Raw genomic sequence first — 26,503 nt, forward strand, 5'->3', positions numbered from 1 at the left:
TTAACCAAAAAACAATTAATCGGACAGCAATGTATCCAATAATGGTGATCTAAATAAGTGATGTGGATCGTACTTTTTTAATGCCGAAACTGCCGAAGCCCAGTTGTTATCAGCAGGCAAGCCATCAGTAAATGAAGCTGGAATTGTTTTGGTTAATATCTCTTTATCTTCCCATGCAGTCTTAGAACCATAAGCCCAGCCTTTACTCCATTCAACACGAGCAGAGGCATAAGAACCGTCAAATTCGTTGAATAGCCATTGTTCAAGTTGGCGAAAAAATTCAATAGCATCGGGGGTTTTTGGAAAAGTTAAGACATCAATCCAAACAGCCACATCCCATTCTGGATGATCTAAACGGGGACGAATGGCGGATAAACTGGGAACCGTTGCTCCTGTTACCATGACTTCAGCAGGATCATCTAATCCCGTTACCCTCACTTCAAGAGGACTATTGATGGGATATTTTAGTTGTTCTTCATATTGTTGTATGAGTGCTTTCCATTGGGTATAAAATTTGTTCGTTACAAGCTGGATGTGAGTACGTTGTGTCAATATCGCATAACCATTTGCTGTAACACGCAATGTGGTTGGTTTGACATATAACAACAGGTTCTTACTCCAACCCCAGATATCTTTTCCCTTCTTTTGCAAGGAATCATGTACATACCGATATTGTCTTCGATTCATTAAAGGCGTTATACATGGGAATGCAGTAACCGCATCCTCCACGATATCTGATACAGTTAATGAAATATTATCGGAAAATGGGTAGTTATAAGGCGTTGTCACTTCGATACTGGTGGTTGGTTTGGTTGGGGCCACGCTCCAGACTTTTAGCCACGGCTTCTTGGTAAAGGGAAATAAAATGATTTCGGCCCGACCACTTTGATCCAGAAAATAACTTAACGTCCGTTTTTCTTTGGCATTTTCTGGCAGGGAAAATAACTCATCCGCAGGAATATCGGTAAAACTTTGACACCGAAGGCGTTGATTTTTACCCGCCTGAAACTGCACTTCTAAAATCAAGGCGCAGCCAATATGCGTTAGTAGAGGAGCGCAATCAGGTTCATCTCGTTCAAAACGTTTAACAATATATTGCTGAGTTTCTTTATCCCATACAACAGCAGACAGAGATAATATCGTATTACTCAGAGAGCCAAATGTATGCCCAGACAGTGGAATTTCGTCAACGGCTTTGATAGCTGTTCCATGCCCGTTTATTGCGAGAACTGCGCCAAGTGTTAAACCGCCAGGCGCAGGGGTGGCAGTAAAGCCCAAACCTTGTTCTTCCATCTGGGTCATTAATGTTTCCATCAATACGCTGGGTTGTGCAGTTACTATAGAAAATTGGGTACGATGCTCGATATTAACATGGGTGAAATACGAGGAAAGATCCATCAACATAATGTGATTCTTGAAATTTTGACCTGATTCCAATATGAGTGATGACCAATTATGTGATTGTCCGATAGGTCTTAATTTATAATTCTCTTTCCATGCCCAATTGACAACGGAAATCACCTCTTCAATCGTCTTCGGTATGCAGCATGGTATATTATTGGCACAAATTTCCCCTGACCAATTTTTAAAGTTGATCATTTTACAGGTTACTTCTTGGGGGAAATTAGGTAAGTCATATTCTATTTCGTTAATTGTCTCTTTTTGTAAAGAAATATCTTCTTTTTTGATTGTATCTGGCGATGGCATGTTCTATTTCCTTAGTTTTTAATTTATAGGGAGTGACTTTTTAATATAAGTTCAACAATATATCTATTTGTTAAGAACTATTTTATGGAAATGAAATATAGATCATCATTTGAATGGGCAGTGAATACTATAAATTGATAAGCAGTAGATGTAAAAATATATCTACTGCTTATTTGATAATGTTATAACCTGCATTTTTTAATTTGAAATCTGTAGATATATACTCAATAAACTTCAAGCTGCAATCCGCAAGACGAGGCGAGGCCTTATATTTCCCCGCGCAGCGGGGAAATATAACACGCATCTTGAAGTTGGATTGGTATAAAATAGAAGTCCATGATAAATTTTATAATTTATTGAAATAGATGGTAACATCACTCTTATAAGCTTGAAAATGTGGATGATATAATCATATGACCTTTAATGTGACAGAGGCACTCCCTGATTTTACCCGACGTTATGTTGAATTATGGCAAGAGAAAACAGGGTTTCCGCCAGCCAGCAGTGAGTTGTATGGCATTCCTTCACCCTGTATCGAGCGCACGGGAGATGGTACGGTGTATTGGCTTCCACGGCCGTTTTCTGTCCAAGAAAAACTTAGCAAGGTAGAAACTGCACTGGAGATCCGTTTGCAGGACGCCATCCATAATTACTATGTGATGCAGTTTGCAGGTGATATGACTGCCTGTTTTGCCGGACAAAATTTCAGCCTGATTCAGGTATGGAGTGAAGATGATTTTATTCGCTTGCAGGAAAATCTGATTGGTCATCTTGTTACACAGAAGCGGTTAAAGCTCTCACCTACCGTCTTTATTGGGACGACTGATTCCGATATGGGGTTGATTTCTGTGTGTAATTTGACAGGGCAAGTGATTCTTGAGCAGTTTGGCAGCCATGAACGGGAAATTTTATCCACAGATTTGGCAAATTTCCTTTCGGTTATCAATCCCGTTGTGTGCGGTTGATTGCAGATATTGATTGGCTTTTTTGTAAGAGATATCTCACATTTTACGTGAGATATTTCTTATAATCATGACGTGAATATTATTCATTGAAATTATTTTTATTCTATATCAATAACATGTGTAATTTTATCTCAAGGTGAATTTTTCATATCTCTTACCATGCTGATTCAGTAGCTTGTTTCAAGAGTCTGGATCGTAGATCCTTTCACTGTTCCGTAAGGAACTACTGCAAAACAATAACCAGGGATAAATCCATCGGGAAGATGGTACAAGGATGATTAGGTACAGGCAGGAACGCTAAAAACTATCAGTATAATGATTGCATAAAGGATAACTGACAGGGATGTATTTTGTCAGGGAAATGAGCAGGAAGCACCCCATGTAGCAGGATTGCTATGACAGCCACTCAAGAGGAGAGAGAATATCTCTCCTCTTACTTCACTTGTATCGTCTTAACTATTTGCTTTAACTATTGCCGCCACTTTTCCTACCGTAACTTTTCCGCTGAAATCATATCAATGATACTCTTACGTCCCAATGACACGGTGGCAGTTTTTGTCATCTGAGCAATAGACAAGCATCAGACGAAACATCATGAGTATCGAGAAACAAATTCTACATAAATTGCAATTAATTGAAGCTACCATGAAAACGGTGGGAATATGGCAAAATTATCCGCCTAGACCAGAAGCCTTTGAAAGTATCGAACCTTTTTCCATTGATACAATGTCAGCAGAAGAGTGGCTCCAGTGGGTATTAATTCCAAGGATGCGTGCCTTGATAGAACAAGAAGCCTGTTTGCCGACGGCATTTACCATCGCTCCGTATTTTGAAGAAGTGTATAAAGAAGAAGTAGAGCGTTTTTTCCCTTTACTTGAACACTTACGGGCATTGGACAACCTGTTTACGCAGGATACCTAATATGCTGGAGATTATTTATCAGGATAAGCATATTGTTGCAGTCAATAAGCCTGCCGGCTGGTTGGTTCACCGGAGTTGGTTGGCGCGTCATGAAACTGTTTTTGTGATGCAGACATTGCGCGATCAAATTGGACAGCATGTTTTTCCCGTCCATCGTCTGGACAGACCAACATCGGGCGTTTTATTGATGGCGCTTTCAAGCGAAGTAGCCAGGACACTTGCACAACAATTTGAATTTCACGATATACAAAAAACGTATCACGCAGTTGTGCGGGGTTATGTTGAAGGTGATGATATTATCGACTATGCCCTAATGGAACAGTTGGATAAAATTGCGGATAAATTTGCTGATACAGATAGAGAAGCACAACCCGCTGTTACTTATTATCGTTCGTTGGCAAAAGTAGAGTGTCCGGTTGAAATAGGGCGTTATCCAACATCTCGTTTCAGTCTGTTGGAGCTGATGCCAAAAACGGGTCGTAAGCATCAATTACGACGACATATGGCACATATTCGACACCCGATCATTGGGGATACGACGCACGGCGATTTGCGACAAAATCGAGGAGTTGCTAAATATTATCAGACTGGCAGGTTAATGCTGCATGCCAGCTGTCTTCAACTCAAGCATCCCGTGACAGGAGAGCGCCTTCTCCTCACTGCGCGCTGGGATCAATCATGGCAGCATTTGCTTGAGCAATTTGACTGGCAGGGTATTGTACCTGATCTGGAATGTTTGACTATTCATGAATAAACGCAGTATCAAACCGATTAAAGAGATCAATATCTATGGCAAAGATTGGTGTTTTCGTTGGTACAGTTTATGGCAATGCGTTAGCGGTTGCGGAAGAAGCACAGCAGATACTTGAGCAGCAGGGGCATAAGGTTGAGGTTTTTGAAGATGCAACCTTAGAACAATGGCAAGAGTATTTGCAACACGTTGTTTTAGTGGTCACTTCAACAACGGGGCAAGGTGATCTGCCTGACAATATCCAGCCGCTTTATACAGAATTAAATGGTAAGTTGGGTTATCAGCCCGATCTGAGCTACGGCGTGATTGCGTTAGGTGACAGCAGTTACGACACTTTCTGTGGTGGTGGCCGTACATTTGATGAACTGTTACAGGAACAGGGAGCCAAACGAATCGGCGAGGTACTGTTGATTGATGCAATTGAGGTTGTTGAACCTGAAGTCTTTGCCCAAGACTGGATTGAGGAGTGGGGGACTTTGTTGTAAGGAAATAGTCTATTACACCGCTTATACGCATTAATCTTCAAGTTGCAATTTACAACACGCTATGAAATCTGATATCTCCCCGCGAAGTGGGGAGATATCACACGCATCTTGAAGTGAGATTGGTATATACCTTTATTGGGTTCGAAAATTGGGGAGGATAAGCGGTGTATGACAAACTGACATAATTACTTACGGGCCAGCTTTTCCAAATCTGCTTCTATTTCTGCAATCTTATTCGCAACGACATTTTCGAGATGGCGTAAGTCGTCGAGGATTTTACGTTGCAAATCCACTTCTATATGATCATGCTTGCAAATCTGATCTAACTCTTCAATGACATAACGTAGGTTGGTGTTGATCTCTTTGACTTCTTTATAACCCTGGCTAGAGTGGGCGTCAGAGATGGTCTTTAACTGGCGTGGATACTTAAATTTAACGCTTTTGGCGAAGAATTCGCCTTTGTCCTTGCGGAAATAAATCTTCAGAATGTCGTTATTCGCTTCCTGACGGAGGCTATAGCGATCAATATCTTCAGGATGTGTGATCCCCAAACTTTTCAAGTTATCGTACATAACGCGCCACCTAGTCATCTAAATGAAATGGAAAGGCTAAAAAAATAGTGGATTTATTATCCATTTCATAATTGTTAAAAGTCAAATGGTTAATAGGGATTGAGGAAATACTAACCGAAACAGGTTGGTTTTCAGTAGAAAAGTAGAACAACAAAGTAACATGTTTTCTTATTGAACTTAATATTCAATCAAACTAATATCACGTCAAGAGATATTTATCAATTTGGTAACTGTATTGTCCATTTTAGGTAAGTAGAGCTGAGAGGAAGACATGCCAAAAAAATTGGTGGATCCTGAAAAGATTAATGCAGTTTTTGCTCATTTGAACGAAGGCTCAGATAATCATGCCCTCTATATTTCATTAATGGGCGGAACAGATATTACAAATCAGATAAGAGGGTTAGTATTTTCTCCTGGTTATCGCATGGTTCGTGTCGATGGCCGATTGGGGGAGTGGATTAGTCAGTCTCATTTTGAGCTAGCCTTAATTAATGATGTCTCTAAAGAAGTTGTTTATTATAACAGGGTAGTTATACAGCCAGATGTTGTATTAAATTGCCGCCCTGTAACACAAATTCTTGTGTGGCGAATTAGGACACCCCAACATCGAGCTGTCCTACGTGACTTAGCCGGTAAGGTATTCTTTGATTATTTAATTGAACGGTATGATGTCATTGTATCAGATATGAACCAGACAACTGACGGTATGGCTTTTTGGCAGGATCGGATGTATGACGCACTAGCATATAATATGCATGTTTATTCTTATGACATGATTTCTGGTGAATTGCACAAAATTCTGACCCAAAATGATGTTAGCAGTCAAGAAATGTGGTTATGGGGAGATCCTGAACACTACCAAAATAGATTAGCAATCATTTCTAAAAATGAGTTACCTATTCAATAGAATTGTTTCAGTAAGTTATCTTCTATACCAATCTAACTTCAAGATACGTGTGATATCTCCCCGCGAAGCGGGGAGATATCAGGTTTCTTATGAAATAGAAAGTTTATATCGTTAATCAATATTTCTCAGCAGTTCATTAATACCCACTTTGCCACGGGTTTTGGCATCAACTTTTTTCACGATAACAGCACAATACAGGCTGTAGCTGCCATCTTTAGACGGAAGATTCCCGGAGACGACGACAGAACCCGCGGGTACGCGGCCATAATGGATTTCGCCGGTTTCGCGATCATAGATTTTGGTGCTCTGGCCGATGTAAACCCCCATTGAGATCACAGAGCCTTCTTCTACGATAACGCCTTCGACAATCTCAGAGCGTGCACCGATAAAGCAGTTGTCTTCAATGATGGTTGGGTTGGCCTGCAATGGCTCCAGAACACCACCAATACCAACACCACCGGATAGGTGAACATTTTTACCGATCTGTGCACAGGAACCGACTGTTGCCCAAGTGTCTACCATTGTGCCTTCATCCACGTAAGCCCCAAGGTTGACGTAAGATGGCATCAATACGGTGTTGCGGGCGATATAAGCCCCTTGGCGAACAGCCGCAGGAGGTACGACACGGAATCCTTCTTTTTCGAAACGAGCCTGATCATAGTCAGCAAATTTCATCGGCACTTTGTCGAAATAGCGGCTTTCAGCACCTTCCATCACCTGATTGTCATTAATGCGGAAAGAAAGCAATACTGCTTTTTTCAGCCACTGATGCGTTACCCACTCTCCGTCGATTTTTTCAGCGACACGCAGTTTGCCACTGTCCAGCATTTGAATAACCTGATTAATGGCATCGCGGGTTGCGCTATCAACGGTAGTTGGGGTAATGTTAACCCGATCTTCAAATGCATTTTCGATAGTCGTTTGTAATTGCTGCATAAGTATGCGGTTCCTAATTTCTGTTAAGAGAATCTTGTTATAGTTTATCTCGTGTGTTGAGAGCCTCTGTCAACCTTTCTGATAGTTCATTCCTTATTTTTTTATGTAATGCGTTTTGATCTTTATCCGCTAATACAAAAAAGTCTTCGACACGTTCGCCAATAGTCGTAATGCGGGCGCCATGTAAGAAAACACCCAATTCAGCGAAAATATTGCCTACCCGTGCCAATAATCCAGGTTGATCCAATGCGACCAATTCCATATAAGTACGGCGAGCATTTTTTGTCGGTAAAAAGTTAACTTTGGTTGGGACATTAAAATGGCGCAACTTGGCAGGCAGATTGCGGGCCTTTGGTACCTTAGGATGCGGATCGTTCACGACTGTCAATAAGGCACGGCGGATAGGTTCGTGACGATCAAACGCCAGAGGATGACCGTTAGGATCCAAAACAACAAAGGTATCCATCGCCATGTCATCACGATTAGTGAAGATTTGAGCATCATGGACACTTAAATTACGTTTGTCCAATTCCCCAACAACGGCTGCAAAAAGCGAAGGTCGGTCCTGACACCAAATAAAAATTTCTGTGCCACCGTGAGAAAATGCGGTGCTGATCAAAACCACGGGTTCCGGGGGAGTGTGATGGATTAAATGGCTGGCGTGCCACGCTAATTGGTCGGGGGTATGGCGCAGGAAATAATCTGCATGGCAACGGCTCCAGATATTGTGTAAACGCTGTTCGTCGATATTTTCCTGGCGCAGAAGAGCCAATGCTTGCAAGCGATTGTTGCGGATGCGTTCCCGTAAATCAGGTGTGTTTTGAATACCTTGGCGCAATTGGGTTTCAGTGGCGAAATAGAGTTCACGTATCAGGCTCTGTTTCCAGCTGTTCCAGAGTTTAGCGTTGGTTGCACAAATATCGGCAACGGTCAGGCAGACTAAGTAATTAAGGCGGTTTTGGTTTTTAACCTGGCTGGCAAATTGCTGGATGACTTCTGGATCTTGAATATCCCGACGTTGTGCAGTCACTGACATCAGCAGATGATCGCGCACCAGCCATTCCACTAATCCAGCTTCGTGGTTTGTCAGACCGTGCTGTTGGGCGAATGTGAAGGCATCTTTAGCACCAAGCTCAGAATGATCACCATTACGCCCTTTGGCAATATCATGGAAAAAAGCGGCCAGCCGTAATAGCTCTGGTTGAGGAAGACGCGGGTAAAGTTCAACACACAGAGGGTGGATCACACGGTTATTTTCATCAGCAAAACTTTCCAGTTTTTGCAGTACACGGATGGTGTGTTCGTCAACGGTATAAGCATGAAAAAGGTCAAATTGCATCTGGCCGACAATATTGCTCCAAAATGGCATATAAGCCCCTAAGACACTATGAAGGTGCATTGGGAGTAATGCCCCTGTAACTGCATGGGGATGGCGCAGAATATCCATGAAAATTCTTCGTGCTTTGGGGAGTTCACACAACGGGGTGGTCAGATTTCTTCGGGCATAGCGTAGTTGGCGTAATGTCGTGGAATAGATCCCTTCAATTTCACGATGTTCAGCCATGTGATAAAACATGCTCAATATTGAAGTGGGATCACGGTTAAACAACGTTTCATCGATCAGATCGATAAGGTTTCCCCGCAATTGAAACTCAGTGTTCAGGAAGCGTGGTTTTTCATTGGGCTGCAATGCCAAAATGGCTTCATTAAACAGTTGCAGCAGCATGTTATTTAGCTCACTGACACGGCGGGTCATGCGATAGAAATCTTTCATCATTCGCTCGACCGGCTGATTTCGTTCCCCTTCATAGCCGAGCAGTTGGGCGACACTAAATTGGTGTTCGAACAGCAGCCGATTATCGTAACGGGTAACAACCAAATGAAGCGCAAAACGGATACGCCAGAGAAAATTCTGACATTCGTTCAATTCATTGCGTTCTTCCTGGGTCAGGAAACCAAAATTGACCATTTCATCTAAGGAGGTGGCGCCAAAATGGCGATGAGCGACCCAAAGTAACGTGTGAATATCGCGTAGACCACCTGGGCTGCTTTTGATATCAGGCTCCAGATTGTAACTGGTGCTGTGATAGCGTCGATGGCGTTCTTGTTGTTCAGTAATTTTAGCTGCGAAAAATTGAGCGGATGGCCAGAAATCATCACTGAAAATATATTTCTGCATGCGCAGAAAGAGAGATAGATCCCCACAAATTAAACGGGATTCAATGAGGTTAGTCGCGATAGTGGGATCGGAAAGCCCCTTTTGCTGGCATTCTTCGAATGTCCTGACACTGTGGCCGACTTCAAGACGGATATCCCAAAGCAGGGCAATTAGCTGCCCAAGGCGAGTTGATTGCTCTTCAGTCAATGGCGATTCGCTCAGAATCAATAGGTCAATGTCAGAGAGAGGATGTAATTCGCGGCGACCATAACCACCAACCGCAATCAGGGAAAAGGAATCGATCTGATCAAATCCTTGTTCCTGCCATAATCGTTTTAAAAGTTGATCAATATAGTCACTGCGGGTGTAAATCAGTGCGTTCGCTGAGATCCCAGCCTTGAATGCGTGTTCAAGCCAGAGCTGGAATTCATCAATATGCTGTTTAAGGGTGGGGAATTGCAGATCATTGTGGGAAAACTCCACAGGAGAAAGAGGCGGAACGGGGGCTTGCGCTAAGGAGATATCAACCGGCATATGCAGAAACCTATCGTGAGAAAACTCATGATGACCAGATTACTGAGAAAATAATAGGATGAACAGGGATTGTTCACAGCGATAAAAGCTCCCGGGAGTTGAAGATAGCCGGGAGCTTGTTGATTAAGTTTAATAATTTGGTTAGCTGGCAATTATGCGTTCACTAATACCGCTGAGATATGCGCTTCTTCTTCTTGGCGCCATGTCATGATTTCACAACCATTATCGGTAACGACAATAGTGTGTTCGTACTGTGCAGACCAACCACGATCTTTGGTTTTAACTGTCCAGCCGTCTTTCATGGAGCGGATACGAAAATCACCCGCGTTGACCATCGGCTCAATAGTAAATGCCATGCCTTTTTGCAATACCACACCGCCATCATCAGCATCATAATGCAGAACATGCGGTTCTTCGTGGAAGCCTCTGCCGATACCGTGACCGCAGTATTCGCGGACAACAGAGTAATCGTGACTTTCGACAAACTGCTGAATGGCTTTGCCGATGGTACGCAGACGGATGCCGGGTTTAACCATTTTCAGGGCAAGGTACAAGCTTTCCTGCGTTACGCGACACAGGCGCTCACCTTGAATGGTGGGCTTGCCGACAATAAACATTTTAGAAGTATCACCGTGGAACTCATCTTTGATGACTGTCACGTCAATATTGACGATATCACCTTCTTTCAGGGCCTTATCATCGCTTGGAATGCCGTGGCAAACCACGTCATTGACGGAGATGCACACGGATTTAGGAAAGCCGTGATAGCCCAGACAAGCCGAGATGGCTTGTTGTTTTTCGGTAATGTGCTTGTGGCAGATACGATCAAGTTCACCCGTAGTGACGCCAGCCTTAACGTAAGGCTCAATCATTTCCAGAACTTCGGCGGCCAGACGTCCGGCAACCCGCATTTTCTGAATGTCTTCTTCTGTTTTGATAGAAATAGCCATGAAATGGGTCCATTTAAGTCGGAAAATTACCGACTACTTGATATTAATTAAGGAAAGTATTGTCGGTAATGGTATCAGCCCACCGAATGGATGCCAATATAACCCGCATCAGTCGCCATAATAAACATAGCTGTAACAAACGTAGCTGTAACAAATGTTGGAGTCTGGTGGTGGTTTATGGTATAAAGCGCGCCGGTATTCTGCGTAATTGTTTCTGATGTGATGCGATTGGTCAAGGATACTAAATAAACTCATTATGTGTAAATAACACACACGGATCGGCACATACACCGGGGTGCTCTTATGCGGTTAACTCATGTATATGAATCGCCCGCAGTCAAGGAGTCGGTGTCATGGGATCTGTGGAGGCATAACCCCAATTAACTTTATAGAGGTCTAAAATGGCAACTGTTTCCATGCGCGATATGCTGCAAGCGGGCGTTCACTTCGGTCACCAGACTCGTTACTGGAACCCAAAAATGAAACCTTTCATCTTTGGTGCTCGTAACAAAGTTCATATCATCAACTTGGAAAAAACTGTTCCAATGTTCAACAATGCGTTGGCAGAGCTGAACAAAATCGCTTCCCGTAAAGGTAAAATTCTGTTTGTTGGCACCAAGCGTGCTGCGAGCGAAGCAGTAAAAGAAGCAGCACTGAGCTGTGACCAATACTTCGTTAACCACCGTTGGTTAGGTGGTATGCTGACTAACTGGAAAACGGTTCGTCAGTCAATCAAGCGTTTGAAAGATCTGGAAGTTCAGTCTCAGGACGGTACTTTTGACAAGCTGACTAAAAAAGAAGCGCTGATGCGTTCTCGTGAGCTTGGCAAACTGGAAAACAGCCTGGGCGGTATCAAAAACATGGGCGGTCTGCCTGATGCGCTGTTTGTTATCGACGCTGAACACGAACACATTGCTATCAAAGAAGCAAACAACCTGGGTATCCCTGTATTCGCTATCGTTGATACCAACTCTGATCCAGATGGCGTTGACTTCATCATCCCTGGTAACGACGACGCAATCCGTGCAGTTAAACTGTACCTGACTGCGGCAGCTACCGCTGTTCGTGAAGGTCGTTCTCAAGATCTGGCTGTTCAGGCTGAAGAAGGTCTTGTAGACGCTGAATAATAAGGCCTGCTCATTTTGTTTGAGCCCTTATTGACCAGGTATTGAAATATATTGGTTAGGGGGCCTGTTATGGCCCCCTTTACCTATCTGATATAGAACTATTATCTGATATAGAACTTTCCACGCGGAATATTATCTTCCCGCTAGACACATCGAGGAATAAAACAAATGGCTGACATTACCGCTGCTCTGGTAAAAGAACTGCGTGAGCGTACTGGCGCAGGCATGATGGAATGTAAAAAAGCACTGGTTGAAGCAAATGGTGATATCGAACTGGCGATCGATAACATGCGTAAATCAGGTCAGGCAAAAGCGGCTAAGAAAGCAGGCCGTGTTGCTGCTGAAGGTGTTATTCTGGTTGAAGTTGCGGCTGATGCTAAATTCGCAGCTATCGTTGAACTGAACTGTGAAACTGACTTCGTTGCTAAAGACTCTGGCTTCCTGGCGTTCGGTAAAGAAGTGATCACTTCTGTTATGGCAGACAAAAACGCTGACATCGATGCACTGAAAGCGAAGTTCGAAGAACAGCGTACTGGCCTGGTTGCGAAAATTGGTGAAAACATCAACATTCGTCGCGTTGCTATTCTGGAAGGTGAAGCGGTTGGTTCTTACCTGCACGGTTCCCGTATCGGTGTTCTGGTGGCTGCTGAAGGCGCCAACGAAGAACTGATCAAACACATCGCAATGCACGTTGCGGCAAGCAAGCCAGAATACGTGAACCCAACTGACGTTCCTGCTGACGTTGTTGAGCGTGAGCACCAGATCCAGCTGGAAATCGCAATGCAGTCTGGTAAGCCTCGCGAAATCGCAGAGAAAATGGTTTCTGGCCGTATGAACAAATTCACCGGCGAAATCTCTCTGACTGGCCAGAACTTTGTGATGGACCCAAGCAAATCTGTTGGCGATCTGCTGAAAGAAAACAATGCTAAGGTTATCAACTTCATCCGCTTCGAAGTTGGTGAAGGTATTGAGAAAGTTGAAGCTGATTTCGCAGCAGAAGTTGCTGCAATGAGCAAACAGTCTTAATTTTCTTGAACGGAGCCGCCAGTTGGCGGTTCTGTTTTATCTCATGATGAGTTTTTACATCTGGGCTTTATCGCGTGGATGTGTAGTAGTTGAGTAAATCTTAATAGATCCCCAATATCCTTATCTGCTTAGGACTGAACACCATGGCAACCAATGCAAAACCCGTATATCAGAAAATCCTGCTTAAGCTCAGTGGAGAAGCCCTGCAAGGCGCAGAAGGTTTTGGTATCGACGCCAGCGTCTTAGACCGCATGGCTCAGGAAATCAAAGAACTGGTTGAGCTGGGTATTCAGGTCGGTGTCGTTATTGGCGGCGGTAACCTGTTTCGTGGTGCCGGTTTGGCAGAGGCAGGAATGAACCGTGTAGTCGGTGACCACATGGGCATGTTGGCGACGGTGATGAATGGTCTGGCAATGCGTGATGCCTTGCACCGTGCTTATGTGAACGCCCGTTTGATGTCGGCCATCCCACTGAATGGCGTGTGTGACAATTATAGCTGGGCTGAGGCGATAAGCTTACTGCGTCACGGTCGTGTTGTTATTTTCTCTGCGGGTACTGGCAACCCGTTCTTTACAACAGATTCCGCTGCATGTCTGCGTGGCATTGAAATCGAAGCGGATGTTGTGTTAAAAGCAACTAAAGTTGATGGCGTTTATTCTGCTGATCCTGCAAAAGATCCTGAAGCCGTTCTCTACAATAAGCTCACTTATCAGGAAGTATTGGAGCGTGAATTGAAAGTGATGGATCTGGCGGCCTTTACGCTGGCTCGTGACCATAACCTGCCAATTCGTGTTTTTAATATGAACAAACCAGGCGCACTTCGTCGTGTTGTGATGGGAGAAAGTGAAGGTACGTTGATTTCTCACGGCTGATTTTTCACAGTTCGTGCTCAGAGACATTGGTGAAATTTGACGGTATGATCAGCGTCCTGATGCGCCAAATTTAATGACACAGGGTCACATATGTCGTAGCGTATTCGGTTCACTTATCACTGATTTACGCAGTGTGGCCTAAAAAATAACCATCTCCCAAGGGTTTGTAACGTGATTAATGAAATCAAGAAAGACGCACAAGACCGCATGGAAAAAAGCGTCGAAGCACTGAAAAATCAAATTAGCAAGGTTCGTACTGGCCGTGCTTCTCCTAGCCTGTTGGATGGCATCAGCGTTGAATATTATGGCGCTGCGACTCCACTGCGTCAGATTGCAAACGTTGTTGCAGAAGATGCCCGCACGTTGGCGATCACGGTATTTGATCGCTCTATGAGCGCGGCAGTTGAAAAAGCCATTATGGCTTCTGATCTGGGTCTGAACCCCTCTTCTGCCGGAACAATTATCCGCGTTCCATTGCCACCTTTGACAGAAGAGCGTCGTAAGGATCTCATTAAAGTTGTTCGTGGAGAAGCGGAACAGGGCCGTGTCTCTATCCGTAACATTCGCCGTGATGCGAACGATAAGGTCAAAACACTGCTGAAAGACAAAGAAATCAGTGAAGATGAAGAACGTCGTTCACAAGATGAAATTCAGAAATTGACTGACAGCTTCATTAAGAAAATTGATGAAGCGCTGGCTAATAAAGAAACTGAGTTGATGGATTTCTAATTACCGTTTCACGCATACAACGCCGCAAGAATTGCGGCGTTGTTCTTATCCTGGATATGACACTTCGTATCACATTTCTTTCTCAAGTGATGGACATAGCGATCTGCACCGCTCAAACTATGACAATTTCCTGTTGCGATTTTCCATTGCAATTTTGTATCAGTAGCATACTTAGAGTATTAAAATGAAACGGTTAACTATTCTTGGCTCAACGGGTTCGATTGGGAAAAGTACGCTTTCTGTTGTCCGCAATAACCCGGAGAAATTCAGTGTCATCGCACTGGTTGCTGGGAAAAATATTGAAGTCATGGCACAGCAATGTTTGGAATTCCACCCACAATATGCAGCAATGGCAGATGAGCCGTCAGCAAAAGCTCTGCGTCAGTTGTTACAGGCGCAGGGAAGTCAAACCGAAGTGCTGTTTGGTAAAGACGCTATTTGTGATTTAGCTGCATTGGAAGATGTCGATCAAGTCATGTCAGCCATTGTTGGCGTCGCAGGTTTATTGCCGACTTTGGCCGCTATCCGTAAGGGTAAACAAGTTCTGCTGGCTAACAAAGAATCTTTGATTACCAGTGGCCGTCTGTTTATGGATGCGGTTGTCCAATATAAAGCGCAATTGCTGCCAATTGATAGCGAACATAATGCTATTTTCCAAAGTCTGCCGGAGGGGGTTCAGCACAATCTTGGCAAGGCAAATCTAAAAAAGCACGGTATTTCCAGCATTATCCTGACAGGTTCGGGCGGGCCGTTTCGCAAGACGCCTTTGGAGAATCTGCCCAACGTAACTCCGGATGAAGCATGTGCTCATCCTATTTGGTCAATGGGACGTAAAATTTCGGTGGATTCTGCTACCATGATGAACAAAGGCTTGGAATATATCGAAGCGCGTTACCTGTTCAATGCATCCGCAGATGAAATGGAAGTATTATTGCACCCCCAATCGGTCATTCATTCGATGGTTCGTTATCAGGATGGCAGCATCATTGCACAACTGGGAACACAAGACATGTGTACCCCAATTGCTTATGCGATGGCTTATCCTAATCGTATTCCATCCGGGGCAAAGCCATTGGATTTTACCGAATTGAGCATGCTCACTTTTGAATCCCTGGATTATCAGCGTTATCCCTGTTTGAAACTGGCGATTGAAGCTTGCCACCAGGGGCAGGCGGCAACAACGGCGTTGAATGCTGCAAATGAAGAAACCGTAGATGTTTTTTTGCAAGGTGGAATCCGTTTCACAGATATTGCGACAATCAATCGGTTGGTCGTTGAAAAAGTAAATTTATCTGAACCTCAAAGTATCGAAGAGGTCTTAGAAATCGATAACATAGCCAGGGCTTTAGCGAAAGAAGCCATAAGCACTTTTGCCAAATAGCAAGTTTTATTAATAAGTATAGGTTTGCGTTTTGGCAAATGATATAGTTCGCGGGTAAATTACAGTTGCTATAATAGCCATTTCAATTATCTGGTGCTTGCATTCTAATCATAGATAAGCGCAGGTTAAAGGCTTTCATTCAGTCGTGCCTGAAATAGCCGTGATATCCGTGCTAATTGTTGACACGTAACACGGCTTTTTCATGTTTGGAAGTGATTGAGTTTACCAAAAAGTCAGCTTAGTTATTTAAGGATTATTTTGAGTGATATCTCCCAGTGATAATGACTCATTGCCAACGTTACCCAGACATGTCGCCATCATTATGGATGGTAATGGTCGCTGGGCAAAAAAACGGGGCAAATTAAGAGTCTTTGGCCACCGTGCAGGAATTAAAGCCGTACGAAGTGCCGTGAGTTTTTCAGTGAAACATAATATTAATTCATTGACGCTATATGCTTTTAGTAGCGAAAACTGGAATCGCCCACAGCAGGAAGTCAGTTCATTGATGGAGTTGTTTGTTTTTGCTCTCGATAATGAAGTAAAGAGCCTGCATAAACACAATGTGAAATTGTCTGTGATTGGTGATATCAGTCGTTTTAGCTCACGGTTGCAGGAGCGTATCCGCCGTTCTGTTGAACTAACAGCAGGCAATACCGGATTGCAGCTTAATATTGCTGCTAACTATGGCGGTCGTTGGGATCTGGTTCAGAGTTTTAAGCAAATTGCTGAAAAGATTAAAACCAATGAATTATCTCCCGAAGAGATTACCGAAGTGACAGTTGATGACTTCATCAATTTAAGTCAGCAGCCCGAAGTGGATCTGGTGATTAGGACTGGCGGCGAACATCGTATCAGTAATTTCCTGCTATGGCAGATCGCTTATGCAGAATTGTATTTTACCGATATACTTTGGCCTGATTTTGATGAAACTGTTTTTGAAGGTGCGATTAATGCCTTTGCCAAACGAGAACGCCGATTTGGCGGAACACCAGACGATGCCGAAGTGGGATCATAGGAGGAGAACTTGCTGAAGTACCGTCTTTTAACTACGTTGATATTGATTCCACTTGTTATTGTAGCGCTGTTTTTCCTCCCCCCAGCAGGATTTGGGTTAGTTGTCATTGCTGTTTCAGCACTTGCTGCATGGGAGTGGGGGCAATTTGCAGGTCTCTTCACTCAAGTCAAACGCATTACGCTGGCTGTGTTATTTGCTATAGGGCTATTAGCCTTGCAGTACTCTTTGTCAGATTTTTTTCACCTCATTGAAAAACCACAAATTGTGTACCTGTTGTGGGCTGGCATGCTTTGGTGGGTGGTCGCCATTTTATTGGTGGTGACTTACCCGGCTTCTGCGTCCATCTGGAAATCGTCGGTTGCCTTGCGTCTGCTATTCGGGGTTATGACTATCGTGCCATTTTATTGTGGGATGATGGTACTGCGCACCCAGGGCTATGAAAATAATCCCTATGATGGCGCATGGTGGTTGCTGTACGTCATGCTGTTGGTATGGGCTGCCGATTCAGGCGCTTATATTTTTGGCCGTACAATGGGTAAACATAAAATGGCCCCAAAAGTATCCCCTGGCAAAACGCTTGAGGGGTTGGTTGGTGGGTTATTAACGGCTGCACTGATTTCGTGGTTGTTCGGTAAATTTGCTCCTGTCCCCGCGATGCCAGAACATTTGTTGCTGATTTCTGCGGTGGTGGTCATTGCCTCGGTCTTTGGTGATTTAACTGAAAGTATGTTCAAGCGGGAATCTGGGATCAAAGACAGTAGTCAATTAATTCCTGGGCATGGCGGTGTCATGGATAGGGTCGATAGTCTAACTGCGGCAGTTCCAGTGTTTGCTGGGCTGGTTATGTTGATTTCTTCTGGATTTACTCTCTGAAGGTACGTAATGGATATTCTCTGGAATCTGGCTGCATTTATTGTTGCTTTGGGTGTTCTCATCACAGTGCATGAGTTTGGTCATTTTTGGGTTGCCAGACGATGCGGTATCTATGTTGAACGCTTTTCCATCGGATTTGGCAAGGTGCTTTGGCGTCGTACAGATAAACAGGGAACCGAATACGTTATCGCTCTTATCCCCCTTGGTGGATATGTCAAAATGCTCGACGAGCGGGCAGGGGAAGTTGCTGCCGAACGTCGTCATATGGCATTCAATAACAAAACCATTGGCCAGCGCGCGGCAGTTATCAGCGCTGGACCAATCGCAAACTTCATTCTGGCGGTGATCGCTTATTGGCTGGTTTTTGTGATTGGCGTGCCATCTGTACGCCCGGTAGTGTTGGATGTTAAGCCAAACTCGATTGCTGCACAGGCAAATATTTTGCCTGGAATGGAACTAAAAGCCGTTAATGGTATCGAAACTCCTGATTGGAATTCAGTACGTCTTGTCATGATAGGTAAAGTGGGGGCGACATCGGTCACTATGGATGTTTTGCCTCTGAATGTGCCTGATAATGTGCAAAAAACACTGGATTTGAGTAAATGGACCTTTGATCCGTCCAAGCAGGATGTTTTGCTGTCTTTGGGCATTATGCCTGTTGTACCACGGCTGAGTTCGCAAGTGGAAAAAGTTTATCCTGCTTCAGCCGCTGAAAAAGCAGGTTTACAAAGTGGGGACAGGATCGTTAAAGTCAACGATCAAGATGTCGATGTATGGCACACTTTTTCATCTTTTGTCAGGAAGAATCCTAATGTTCCTCTAAAATTGGACGTTGCGAGAGCGGGGGGAATGCTCTCCTTGTCCCTGACCCCTGAAGTCAGAAAATTATCCAACGGCCATGAGGAGGGGTTTGCTGGCACCGAACTGAAAATCATTCCATTGGCGGATGAATACAAGGTTATTCAGCAATATGGACCTTTTTCTGCCATTTATGAGGCAGGAGACAAAACGTGGCAATTAATGAAGCTGACTGTCAATATGATCGGCAAATTGATTGTGGGTGACTTAAAACTGAATAACCTGAGCGGCCCGATTTCCATTGCTAAAGGCGCCGGAGTATCGGCTGATTCTGGCTTGGTGTATTATTTAATGTTTTTGGCGCTGATTAGCGTCAATCTTGGGATCATTAATTTGTTCCCATTACCTGTACTAGATGGTGGACACTTGCTTTTCCTTGCTATCGAAAAGATCAAGGGGGGGCCAGTCTCCGAGCGTGTACAAGACTTCAGTTATCGCATTGGTGCTATATTACTGGTGTTATTAATGGGGCTTGCACTTTTCAATGATTTCTCCCGCTTTTAAGGTGGGAGACCGGTTAGGAAAACGCATAACAACGATGGCGATGAAAAAGTTGCTCATAGCGTCGCTGCTGTTCGGCAGCGCCACTGCATACAGTTCAGACGGATTCGTAGTTCGGGACATTCACTTTGAGGGTCTTCAACGCGTCACCGTTGGTGCAGCATTACTGAACATGCCAGTTCGAGTGGGTGATACGGTTAGTGATGAAGATTTTAGCCGCACAATTCATTCATTGTTCGCAACTGGAAACTTTGAAGATGTTCGTGTCTTACGTGATGGCAATTCACTTGTTGTTCAGGTAAAAGAACGGCCAACCATCGCCAGCATTACTTTCACCGGCAACAAATCGGTGAAAGATGATATGCTCAGGCAAAACCTTGAAGCCTCTCGCGTTCGTGTTGGTGAAGCCCTTGACCGCACTATGCTGTCCAATATTGAGAAGGGACTGGAAGATTTCTATTACAGTGTGGGTAAATACAACGCGACAGTAAAAGCGGTTGTCACGCCACTGCCCCGTAACCGTGTTGATTTGAAGCTTGTTTTCTCTGAAGGGGTTTCTGCCAAGATCCAACAAATTAATATTGTTGGTAATAAATCCTTCTCAACCAATGAGCTGCTTAACCAGTTCCAACTGAGGGATGATGTTCCTTGGTGGAACGTGACGGCTGACCAGAAATACCAGAAACAAAAATTGGCAGGTGACCTTGAAACCTTGCGCAGTTTCTATCTTGATCGAGGCTATGCTCGTTTCAATATTGACTCAACTCAAGTTAACCTGACACCAGATAAGAAAGGTATTTATGTCACTGTCAATATCACCGAAGGCGATCAGTATAAAATCGCTGGGGTTGATTTGAATGGTAATTTAGCGGGTTACCAGTCCCAAATCGAAGAATTGACTAAAATCGAACCAGGTTCGCTGTATAACGGTGCAGAAGTCACCAAGATGGAAACCGCCATCAAAAACCTGCTTGGTCGCCACGGTTATGCTTATCCTCGCGTAATGACCCAACCTGAAATCAATGACGCCGATAAGACGGTTAAGCTGCATGTGAATGTTGATGCTGGCAATCGCTTCTACGTGCGTAAAATCCGTTTTTCAGGCAACGATGTGAGTAAAGATTCGGTATTACGCCGTGAAATGCGTCAGATGGAAGGCGCTTGGCTGGGGAGTGATTTGGTTGAACAGGGTAAAGAACGCCTCAATCGATTAGGGTATTTTGAGTCTGTTGATATGGAAACGGAACGTGTACCAGGCAGTCCAGATCAAGTTGATGTGGTTTACAAAGTCAAAGAACGCAATACGGGTTCTATGAACTTTGGTGTGAGTTTCGGCACAGAAAGTGGCATGGGTTTCCAGGTTGGTCTTCAGCAGGCCAACTGGCTGGGAACAGGGAACTCCATGAGCATCAACGCCAGTAAAAATGACTATTCAACATCCGCCGATTTATCGATGACTAACCCTTACTTCACTGTCGATGGTGTCAGTTTGGGTGGGCGTGTGTTCTATAACGATTTCCGCGCTGATGATGCTGATCTTTCGAATTATACCAATAAAGCATACGGTACTGAGGGAACGCTCGGCTTCCCATTGAATGAAAATAACGGCCTGTCGTTTAGACTGGGTTATATCCATAACTCTCTGTCTAACATGCGACCACAGCGCGCGATGTGGCGTTATTGGAGTAAAATGGGTAAACATCCAAATTTTGAAGACAAAGCGAAATTTGATTCTAATGACTTCACCGTCACAGTAGGATGGGTTTACAACAACCTTGACCGTGGTTTCTTCCCGACATCTGGCCTGAAATCCTCTCTGGATACGAAAGTGACCATTCCTGGTTCAGACAACCAGTTCTATAAAATCACCTGGAACTCAGCCGCTTATTATCCATTGGATGATGATCACGCATGGGTGCTGATGGGACGTACACGTCTGGGATATGGTGGTGGTTTTGGTGGCAAGGAAATGCCATTCTATGAAAACTTCTATGCCGGTGGTTCCAGCAGTGTTCGCGGCTTTCGCTCGAATAATATTGGCCCGAAAGCGGTTTATCTAGATAAAAGTGGTAATCCAGAGAAAAATGGCCCATCCCGTGATGCAGTAGGAGGTAACGCGACCGCGGTTGCGAGTTTCGAACTGATTACCCCGACACCGTTCTTGGATGCTAAATATGCCAACTCTCTGCGAACTTCGCTATTTGTGGACGCGGGGACCGTGTGGGACACCAATTGGGATAAGACTGACGCTGGGTTGCCGGACTACAGCAAGCCAAATAACATCCGGGTTTCGGCCGGTATTGCTTTGCAATGGATATCACCATTAGGACCATTGAGCTTCTCTTATGCGCAGCCCATTAAGAAATATGCAGGTGATAGAGCGGAGCAGTTCCAGTTCAATATTGGTGGAGTTTGGTAATTATTAATCATTTTTGGTAAAAATCGCCCTATTATTAATATGTAAAAATAGCGTAGGTCAAAGGAGTTTATAGTGAAGAAAATATTGTGTGCAGCAGGTTTGGGGATCGCATTAGCGTTTTCTGCGGGTGCGCAGGCGGCAGATAAAATAGCTTTAGTGAACGTTGCTGAAGTTTTTCAACAGTTACCTGCCCGTGAAGCTGTGGCAAAACAGTTGGAAAACGAATTTAAAGGCCGCGCAACCGAATTACAACGTATGGAATCTGAGCTGCAAACTAAAATCCAAAAATTACAGCGTGATGGCTCAACCATGAAGGCCAGTGAACGCGAAAAATTGGAAAAAGAAGTGATGGCGAAACGTGATGACTTTGCTCAGAAAGCGCAAAGTTTTGAAAACGACAACCGCCGTCGTCAGATGGAAGAACGCGGTAAGATTCTGAACCGTATTCAGGATGCAGTTAAAGTGGTTGCGGGCAAAGAAGGTTACGATCTGGTTCTGGATGCGAATACCGTGGTGTATTCTACGTCTGGTAAAGATATCACTGCCGAAGTACTGAAACAGGTTAAGTAAGTAAATGGTTTCAATTCGATTGGCTGATCTCGCTCAGCAGTTGAATGCGCAATTGCACGGTGATGGCGATATTGTCATCGCCGGTATTGCGCCGATGTATTCAGCAAATAACGAGCAAATTACATTTTTATCCGACAGTCGTTATACTGACAAACTTGCTACCTGTCAGGCTGCGGCTGTTGTGCTGCGTGAAGCAGACCTCCCTCACTGCAAAGTTGCCGCGTTGGTGGTTAATGATCCTTACCTTGCCTATGCACGCATGGCGCAAATTATGGATACGACCCCGAAACCTGCACAGGATATCCACCCATCAGCCGTTATCTCCTCTGAGGCGGTACTGGGCAAAAATGTGGCGGTTGGTGCAAATGCGGTTATCGAATCCGGCGTTATGCTTAGTGATAATGTTATCGTTGGTGCGGGTTGTTTTATTGGAAAAAATGCGCGGATTGGTGCAGGAACCCGTCTTTGGGCCAATGTATCGATATACCACAATGTTGAAATTGGTGAGTCGTGTTTGATCCAGTCAGGGACTGTTATCGGTTCTGATGGTTTTGGTTATGCCAATGAGCGTGGAAATTGGGTTAAAATTCCACAGTTAGGCACAGTGATCATCGGAGATCGCGTTGAAATCGGCGCTTGCACAACAATTGATCGCGGCGCATTGGATAACACTGTCATCGGTAATGGTGTTATCATAGACAATCAATGTCAGATTGCCCACAACGTGACGATAGGAGACAACACCGCAGTGGCGGGTGGCGTCATTATGGCGGGTAGTTTGAAAGTTGGCCGTTACTGTATGATTGGTGGAGCCAGTGTCATCAATGGGCACATGGAAATCTGTGATAAAGTGACCGTGACGGGTATGAGCATGGTGATACGTTCAGTCACAGAGCCTGGCGTATACTCATCGGGGTTCCCGTTACAACCGAACAAAGTTTGGCGCAAGACTGCCGCTTTAATCATGAACATCAATGAGATGAATAAGCGCTTGAAGTCAGTTGAACGTCAACTGGAAGGTGAAAACGAGTAATCATACCCGCATTTTGGATAGACATTTTTGATTAAACGTTTTTAATTAGCATTTTTGGTTGTGCTTTTGATTTTTGCGGCCTGCCTGATAGCTCTGAATTTGGAGTTAACGCAGGCCGTGTCGTTAATATTATGATTCTTATATGACAGGAAGAGTATTTAGATGAGTGATAATCATACTCTGCAAATTGAAGAGATTTTAGATTTACTGCCTCACCGCTACCCATTTTTGTTGGTAGATCGCGTCTTAGACTTTGAGGAAGGTAAATTTCTGCGCGCAGTCAAGAATGTATCATTTAATGAACCATTCTTTCAGGGACACTTCCCTGGTAAGCCTATTTTTCCTGGCGTCTTGATCCTTGAAGCAATGGCTCAAGCTACCGGCATTCTGGCGTTCAAAAGTGTTGGATCACTGGGGCCAGGTGAATTGTATTACTTTGCAGCGATTGATGGCGCTCGCTTTAAGCGTCCGGTTCTGCCAGGTGATCAAATGGTCATGGAAGTAGAATTTATTAAAGAACGTCGCGGTGTTGCGCGTTTCAGGGGCGTAGCGAAAGTCGATGGAGAAGTGGCTTGCGAAGCTGAAATGATGTGTGCTCGCCGTCGTGAGGCTTAATCCATGATTGATCAGACCGCTGTTATTCATCCCTCTTCCATTATTGAAGAGGGTGCTGTTATTGGTGCCAATGTTCGCATTGGCCCATTTTGTTATATCGGTGCCCAAGTTGAGATTGGTGAAGGGACTGAGTTGAAATCCCATGTTGTGGTTAATGGGATAACTAAAATTGGTTGTGATAACCAGATTTATCAATTTGCTTCCATTGGTGAGGTCAATCAGGATCTCAAATATCAGGGTGAACCAACCCGCGTTGAAATTGGTGACCGTAATCGCATTCGTGAAAGTGTTTCTATCCACAGAGGCACTGTTCAGGGTGGGGGTGTGACTAAAGTTGGTAGTGACAATCTGTTGATGATCAACGCCCATATCGCCCATGACTGTATCATTGGTGATCATTGTATTATTGCGAACAATGGGACATTGGGTGGACATGTTATTTTGGGTGATTATGTCATTATTGGTGGAATGACAGCCGTGCATCAATTCTGTCAAATTGGTTCCCACGTGATGGTTGGTGGTTGTTCCGGCGTTGCTCAGGATATTCCTCCTTACATCATTGCACAGGGAAACCATGCAACACCTTTCGGGCTGAATATCGAAGGCCTGAAACGTCGTGGGTTTGACAAAGAATCTCTGCATGCAATTCGTCATGCCTATAAGACGCTTTATCGCAGCGGAAAAACATTGGAAGAAGCCAGACAAGAGATTGATCTCCAGGCGGAAAACAACCCGCATGTGAAAGTATTTAGTGATTTTCTGGAACATTCCGTAAAATCCAGCCGTGGCATCATTCGTTAATAAGTAGATGAAGGATATTCCTTTGACTACCTTTTCTTCTGTTGATAATCAGCGCACGCTGACAATTGGTTTGGTCGCCGGAGAAACATCCGGTGATATCCTTGGGGCAGGGCTGATCCGCGCATTGAAAGCAAAAATTCCGCACGTCCGCTTTGTGGGTGTTGCTGGTCCACTTATGCAGGCAGAAGGGTGTGAAGCCTGGTATGAGATGGAAGAGCTGGCCGTAATGGGGATCGTTGAAGTTTTGGGACGTTTACCCCGTTTGTTGAAAATACGCAAAGACTTAACCGCGCGTTTTACCGCGTTGCAGCCTGATGTGTTTATTGGCATTGATGCACCTGACTTTAACATTACTTTGGAAGGCAGGCTTAAACAGCAGGGAATTAAAACGATCCATTACGTTAGCCCATCAGTATGGGCATGGCGTCAGAAACGAGTGTTTAAAATGGGGCGGGCAACGGATTTGGTATTGGCGTTTTTACCTTTTGAAAAAGCCTTCTACGATCGATTTAACGTTCCGTGCCGATTTATTGGGCACACAATGGCAGATGCGATGCCTTTGCAACCCGATAAAGCCGCCGCCAGAAAAATATTGGATATTTCCTTGGCTGCGCACTGTCTGGCGATTTTGCCTGGCAGTCGTCATGCTGAAGTAGAGATGCTCAGTGCTGACTTTTTAAAAGCCGCACAATTATTGCGGGAAAAATTTCCCGACTTGCATGTATTGGTTCCTCTGGTTAATGCCAAACGGCGTGAACAGTTTCAGCGCATTAAAAACGAGATAGCACCGGATTTGCAGCTCCATTTATTGGATGGCAAAGCGCGTGAAGCCATGATTGCCAGTGATGCTACTTTACTGGCATCCGGTACGGCTGCGCTGGAATGTATGCTAGCCAAATGCCCAATGGTGGTGGGCTATAGAATGAAACCTTTTACATTTTGGCTGGCAAAACGTTTGGTGAAAACACCGTATGTTTCTTTGCCTAATTTGCTGGCAGGAAAAGAATTAGTCAAAGAATTACTACAGGATGAATGCGAACCTCAGGCATTGTCAGAGGCACTGTTACCTCTTGTGCAAGGTGGTGCAGATGTGGAAGCGTTGAAACAAACGTTCTTGCATTTGCATGAAAGCATTCGCTGTGATGCCGATGAACAGGCTGCGCAAGCCGTTCTGGAATTAGCGAGAAGATAATGGATTTTGTTTATCCACAGGCGAATTTGATTGCCGGTGTTGATGAAGTTGGGCGTGGCCCATTGGTAGGGGCTGTAGTGACTGCGGCGGTTATTCTTGATCCGGCTAAGCCCATTGCTGGCTTGATGGATTCGAAAAAACTGACGGAAAAGCGCCGTGAAGCCCTATATTGGGAAATAAAAGAAAAAGCCTTGTGTTGGAGCCTGGGGCGTGCAGAGCCGGAAGAAATCGATCAGCTTAATATTCTCCACGCCACCATGCTGGCTATGCAAAGAGCCGTTGAGGGGTTGGTACTCATACCGGATTATGTTCTGATTGATGGCAATCGATGTCCGGCATTAGCCATGCCAGCCCAAGCTGTCGTGAAGGGCGATAGCCTGGTTGCAGAAATCAGCGCCGCCTCCATTCTTGCCAAAGTAACACGTGACAGGGAAATGGCAGAACTGGATAAACAGTTCCCTGGCTACGGTTTTGCGCAACATAAAGGTTATCCAACCGCCCTGCATCTGGAAAAATTGGCTTCTTTGGGCGCTACGGAGCATCATCGTAAGAGTTTTGCGCCAGTTAAACGGGCGCTAGGTCTTGGATAAAATCTGGGGTAAGTA

The 26,503-nt window shown here is 44.5% G+C and carries 25 protein-coding genes; 20 read left to right on the forward strand and 5 right to left on the reverse strand.

Annotated elements, in window-relative coordinates; genetic code table 11:
- Positions 1-15 precede the first annotated feature (15 nt).
- Positions 16-1,707, reverse strand: coding sequence for a cholesterol oxidase substrate-binding domain-containing protein (locus IQ209_RS13305; RefSeq protein ID WP_193851756.1), 1,692 nt, complete (start codon positions 1,705-1,707; stop codon positions 16-18).
- A gap of 413 nt (positions 1,708-2,120) precedes the next feature.
- Here IQ209_RS13305 and syd point away from each other — a divergent pair, with 413 nt between their 5' ends.
- From syd to IQ209_RS13325, 4 genes are all read left to right on the forward strand, one after another.
- On the forward strand, positions 2,121-2,672 hold the full coding sequence (gene syd / locus IQ209_RS13310) for a SecY-interacting protein (RefSeq protein ID WP_193851757.1): 552 nt from the start codon (positions 2,121-2,123) through the stop codon (positions 2,670-2,672).
- 594 nt (positions 2,673-3,266) lie between these two features.
- Positions 3,267-3,593 carry a YqcC family protein gene (locus IQ209_RS13315; RefSeq protein WP_193851758.1) on the forward strand — a complete coding sequence of 109 codons (327 nt, stop codon included), beginning with the start codon at positions 3,267-3,269 and terminating at the stop codon, positions 3,591-3,593.
- Position 3,594: 1 nt separating this feature from the next.
- Positions 3,595-4,347, forward strand: a complete 753-nt coding sequence (truC, locus tag IQ209_RS13320; protein ID WP_193851759.1) for a tRNA pseudouridine(65) synthase TruC — start codon at positions 3,595-3,597, stop codon at positions 4,345-4,347.
- Between the two features lie 35 nt (positions 4,348-4,382).
- Positions 4,383-4,829: a flavodoxin gene (locus tag IQ209_RS13325; protein ID WP_193851760.1), complete on the forward strand. Its 447-nt coding sequence runs from the start codon at positions 4,383-4,385 to the stop codon at positions 4,827-4,829.
- A gap of 185 nt (positions 4,830-5,014) precedes the next feature.
- On the opposite strand, the gene IQ209_RS13330 is transcribed toward IQ209_RS13325, so the two are convergent.
- Positions 5,015-5,401 carry a DUF3461 family protein gene (locus tag IQ209_RS13330; protein ID WP_193851761.1) on the reverse strand — a complete coding sequence of 129 codons (387 nt, stop codon included), beginning with the start codon at positions 5,399-5,401 and terminating at the stop codon, positions 5,015-5,017.
- Between the two features lie 271 nt (positions 5,402-5,672).
- Here IQ209_RS13330 and IQ209_RS13335 point away from each other — a divergent pair, with 271 nt between their 5' ends.
- The gene (locus tag IQ209_RS13335; RefSeq protein ID WP_193851762.1) at positions 5,673-6,308 is read left to right on the forward strand and encodes a hypothetical protein; all 636 of its coding nucleotides are present in this window, start codon (positions 5,673-5,675) and stop codon (positions 6,306-6,308) included.
- A 111-nt stretch (positions 6,309-6,419) separates the two neighbouring features.
- Here IQ209_RS13335 and dapD read toward each other — a convergent pair whose 3' ends face one another.
- The 3 genes from dapD to map form a co-directional block, all read right to left on the reverse strand.
- Complete coding sequence (gene dapD, locus IQ209_RS13340; RefSeq protein ID WP_193851763.1) at positions 6,420-7,244, reverse strand: 2,3,4,5-tetrahydropyridine-2,6-dicarboxylate N-succinyltransferase; 825 nt, start codon at positions 7,242-7,244, stop codon at positions 6,420-6,422.
- A 37-nt stretch (positions 7,245-7,281) separates the two neighbouring features.
- A complete protein-coding gene (gene glnD / locus IQ209_RS13345; RefSeq protein WP_193851764.1) occupies positions 7,282-9,936 on the reverse strand; it encodes a bifunctional uridylyltransferase/uridylyl-removing protein GlnD in 2,655 nt (884 codons plus the stop codon).
- A 152-nt stretch (positions 9,937-10,088) separates the two neighbouring features.
- Positions 10,089-10,886: a type I methionyl aminopeptidase gene (gene map, locus IQ209_RS13350; RefSeq protein WP_193851765.1), complete on the reverse strand. Its 798-nt coding sequence runs from the start codon at positions 10,884-10,886 to the stop codon at positions 10,089-10,091.
- Between the two features lie 401 nt (positions 10,887-11,287).
- On the opposite strand from map, the gene rpsB reads away from it, so the two are divergent.
- The 15 genes from rpsB to rnhB all read left to right on the forward strand — a co-directional run bounded on the left by rpsB (position 11,288) and on the right by rnhB (position 26,488).
- Complete coding sequence (gene rpsB, locus IQ209_RS13355; protein WP_193851766.1) at positions 11,288-12,013, forward strand: 30S ribosomal protein S2; 726 nt, start codon at positions 11,288-11,290, stop codon at positions 12,011-12,013.
- Positions 12,014-12,181: 168 nt separating this feature from the next.
- Positions 12,182-13,039: a translation elongation factor Ts gene (gene tsf, locus IQ209_RS13360; RefSeq protein ID WP_189759670.1), complete on the forward strand. Its 858-nt coding sequence runs from the start codon at positions 12,182-12,184 to the stop codon at positions 13,037-13,039.
- A 143-nt stretch (positions 13,040-13,182) separates the two neighbouring features.
- Positions 13,183-13,911: a UMP kinase gene (pyrH, locus tag IQ209_RS13365; protein WP_099133484.1), complete on the forward strand. Its 729-nt coding sequence runs from the start codon at positions 13,183-13,185 to the stop codon at positions 13,909-13,911.
- 171 nt (positions 13,912-14,082) lie between these two features.
- The gene (gene frr, locus IQ209_RS13370; RefSeq protein WP_193851767.1) at positions 14,083-14,640 is read left to right on the forward strand and encodes a ribosome recycling factor; all 558 of its coding nucleotides are present in this window, start codon (positions 14,083-14,085) and stop codon (positions 14,638-14,640) included.
- Positions 14,641-14,824: 184 nt separating this feature from the next.
- Positions 14,825-16,021, forward strand: coding sequence for a 1-deoxy-D-xylulose-5-phosphate reductoisomerase (gene ispC, locus IQ209_RS13375; RefSeq protein WP_193851768.1), 1,197 nt, complete (start codon positions 14,825-14,827; stop codon positions 16,019-16,021).
- Between the two features lie 322 nt (positions 16,022-16,343).
- A complete protein-coding gene (gene uppS / locus IQ209_RS13380) occupies positions 16,344-17,036 on the forward strand; it encodes a polyprenyl diphosphate synthase (protein WP_370588422.1) in 693 nt (230 codons plus the stop codon).
- Between the two features lie 9 nt (positions 17,037-17,045).
- Positions 17,046-17,909 (forward strand): phosphatidate cytidylyltransferase, encoded by an 864-nt coding sequence (gene cdsA / locus IQ209_RS13385; RefSeq protein ID WP_193851769.1) that lies wholly within the window; start codon positions 17,046-17,048, stop codon positions 17,907-17,909.
- A 9-nt stretch (positions 17,910-17,918) separates the two neighbouring features.
- The gene (gene rseP / locus IQ209_RS13390; RefSeq protein WP_193851770.1) at positions 17,919-19,271 is read left to right on the forward strand and encodes a sigma E protease regulator RseP; all 1,353 of its coding nucleotides are present in this window, start codon (positions 17,919-17,921) and stop codon (positions 19,269-19,271) included.
- 34 nt (positions 19,272-19,305) lie between these two features.
- Positions 19,306-21,687, forward strand: coding sequence for an outer membrane protein assembly factor BamA (bamA, locus tag IQ209_RS13395; protein ID WP_193851771.1), 2,382 nt, complete (start codon positions 19,306-19,308; stop codon positions 21,685-21,687).
- Between the two features lie 72 nt (positions 21,688-21,759).
- A complete protein-coding gene (gene skp / locus IQ209_RS13400; RefSeq protein ID WP_193851772.1) occupies positions 21,760-22,257 on the forward strand; it encodes a molecular chaperone Skp in 498 nt (165 codons plus the stop codon).
- A 4-nt stretch (positions 22,258-22,261) separates the two neighbouring features.
- The gene (lpxD, locus tag IQ209_RS13405; RefSeq protein ID WP_193851773.1) at positions 22,262-23,290 is read left to right on the forward strand and encodes a UDP-3-O-(3-hydroxymyristoyl)glucosamine N-acyltransferase; all 1,029 of its coding nucleotides are present in this window, start codon (positions 22,262-22,264) and stop codon (positions 23,288-23,290) included.
- A 162-nt stretch (positions 23,291-23,452) separates the two neighbouring features.
- Entirely contained in the window at positions 23,453-23,905 is a 453-nt protein-coding gene (gene fabZ / locus IQ209_RS13410; RefSeq protein WP_193851774.1) for a 3-hydroxyacyl-ACP dehydratase FabZ, read from the forward strand.
- 3 nt (positions 23,906-23,908) lie between these two features.
- The gene (gene lpxA, locus IQ209_RS13415) at positions 23,909-24,706 is read left to right on the forward strand and encodes an acyl-ACP--UDP-N-acetylglucosamine O-acyltransferase (RefSeq protein WP_193851775.1); all 798 of its coding nucleotides are present in this window, start codon (positions 23,909-23,911) and stop codon (positions 24,704-24,706) included.
- 7 nt (positions 24,707-24,713) lie between these two features.
- Complete coding sequence (gene lpxB / locus IQ209_RS13420; protein WP_193851776.1) at positions 24,714-25,898, forward strand: lipid-A-disaccharide synthase; 1,185 nt, start codon at positions 24,714-24,716, stop codon at positions 25,896-25,898.
- A complete protein-coding gene (gene rnhB, locus IQ209_RS13425; protein WP_193851791.1) occupies positions 25,895-26,488 on the forward strand; it encodes a ribonuclease HII in 594 nt (197 codons plus the stop codon). Before lpxB ends, rnhB begins: the two co-directional genes overlap by 4 nt.
- The last annotated feature ends 15 nt before the right edge of the window (positions 26,489-26,503 follow it).

Origin of the sequence: Xenorhabdus sp. BG5, from assembly GCF_015163665.1 — a bacterium.
Classification (GTDB): Bacteria; Pseudomonadota; Gammaproteobacteria; order Enterobacterales; family Enterobacteriaceae; genus Xenorhabdus.

What these genes read in the sequence shown, in the direction of transcription:
- IQ209_RS13305 (WP_193851756.1), bottom strand. Translation starts at nt 1,707, where the DNA reads ATGCCATCGCCAGATACAATCAAAAAAGAAGATATTTCTTTACAAAAA.
- syd (WP_193851757.1), top strand. Translation starts at nt 2,121, where the DNA reads ATGACCTTTAATGTGACAGAGGCACTCCCTGATTTTACCCGACGTTAT.
- IQ209_RS13315 (WP_193851758.1), top strand. Translation starts at nt 3,267, where the DNA reads ATGAGTATCGAGAAACAAATTCTACATAAATTGCAATTAATTGAAGCT.
- truC (WP_193851759.1), top strand. Translation starts at nt 3,595, where the DNA reads ATGCTGGAGATTATTTATCAGGATAAGCATATTGTTGCAGTCAATAAG.
- IQ209_RS13325 (WP_193851760.1), top strand. Translation starts at nt 4,383, where the DNA reads ATGGCAAAGATTGGTGTTTTCGTTGGTACAGTTTATGGCAATGCGTTA.
- IQ209_RS13330 (WP_193851761.1), bottom strand. Translation starts at nt 5,401, where the DNA reads ATGTACGATAACTTGAAAAGTTTGGGGATCACACATCCTGAAGATATT.
- IQ209_RS13335 (WP_193851762.1), top strand. Translation starts at nt 5,673, where the DNA reads ATGCCAAAAAAATTGGTGGATCCTGAAAAGATTAATGCAGTTTTTGCT.
- dapD (WP_193851763.1), bottom strand. Translation starts at nt 7,244, where the DNA reads ATGCAGCAATTACAAACGACTATCGAAAATGCATTTGAAGATCGGGTT.
- glnD (WP_193851764.1), bottom strand. Translation starts at nt 9,936, where the DNA reads ATGCCGGTTGATATCTCCTTAGCGCAAGCCCCCGTTCCGCCTCTTTCT.
- map (WP_193851765.1), bottom strand. Translation starts at nt 10,886, where the DNA reads ATGGCTATTTCTATCAAAACAGAAGAAGACATTCAGAAAATGCGGGTT.
- rpsB (WP_193851766.1), top strand. Translation starts at nt 11,288, where the DNA reads ATGGCAACTGTTTCCATGCGCGATATGCTGCAAGCGGGCGTTCACTTC.
- tsf (WP_189759670.1), top strand. Translation starts at nt 12,182, where the DNA reads ATGGCTGACATTACCGCTGCTCTGGTAAAAGAACTGCGTGAGCGTACT.
- pyrH (WP_099133484.1), top strand. Translation starts at nt 13,183, where the DNA reads ATGGCAACCAATGCAAAACCCGTATATCAGAAAATCCTGCTTAAGCTC.
- ispC (WP_193851768.1), top strand. Translation starts at nt 14,825, where the DNA reads ATGAAACGGTTAACTATTCTTGGCTCAACGGGTTCGATTGGGAAAAGT.
- uppS (WP_370588422.1), top strand. Translation starts at nt 16,344, where the DNA reads ATGGATGGTAATGGTCGCTGGGCAAAAAAACGGGGCAAATTAAGAGTC.
- rseP (WP_193851770.1), top strand. Translation starts at nt 17,919, where the DNA reads ATGGATATTCTCTGGAATCTGGCTGCATTTATTGTTGCTTTGGGTGTT.
- bamA (WP_193851771.1), top strand. Translation starts at nt 19,306, where the DNA reads ATGGCGATGAAAAAGTTGCTCATAGCGTCGCTGCTGTTCGGCAGCGCC.
- lpxD (WP_193851773.1), top strand. Translation starts at nt 22,262, where the DNA reads ATGGTTTCAATTCGATTGGCTGATCTCGCTCAGCAGTTGAATGCGCAA.
- fabZ (WP_193851774.1), top strand. Translation starts at nt 23,453, where the DNA reads ATGAGTGATAATCATACTCTGCAAATTGAAGAGATTTTAGATTTACTG.
- lpxA (WP_193851775.1), top strand. Translation starts at nt 23,909, where the DNA reads ATGATTGATCAGACCGCTGTTATTCATCCCTCTTCCATTATTGAAGAG.
- lpxB (WP_193851776.1), top strand. Translation starts at nt 24,714, where the DNA reads ATGAAGGATATTCCTTTGACTACCTTTTCTTCTGTTGATAATCAGCGC.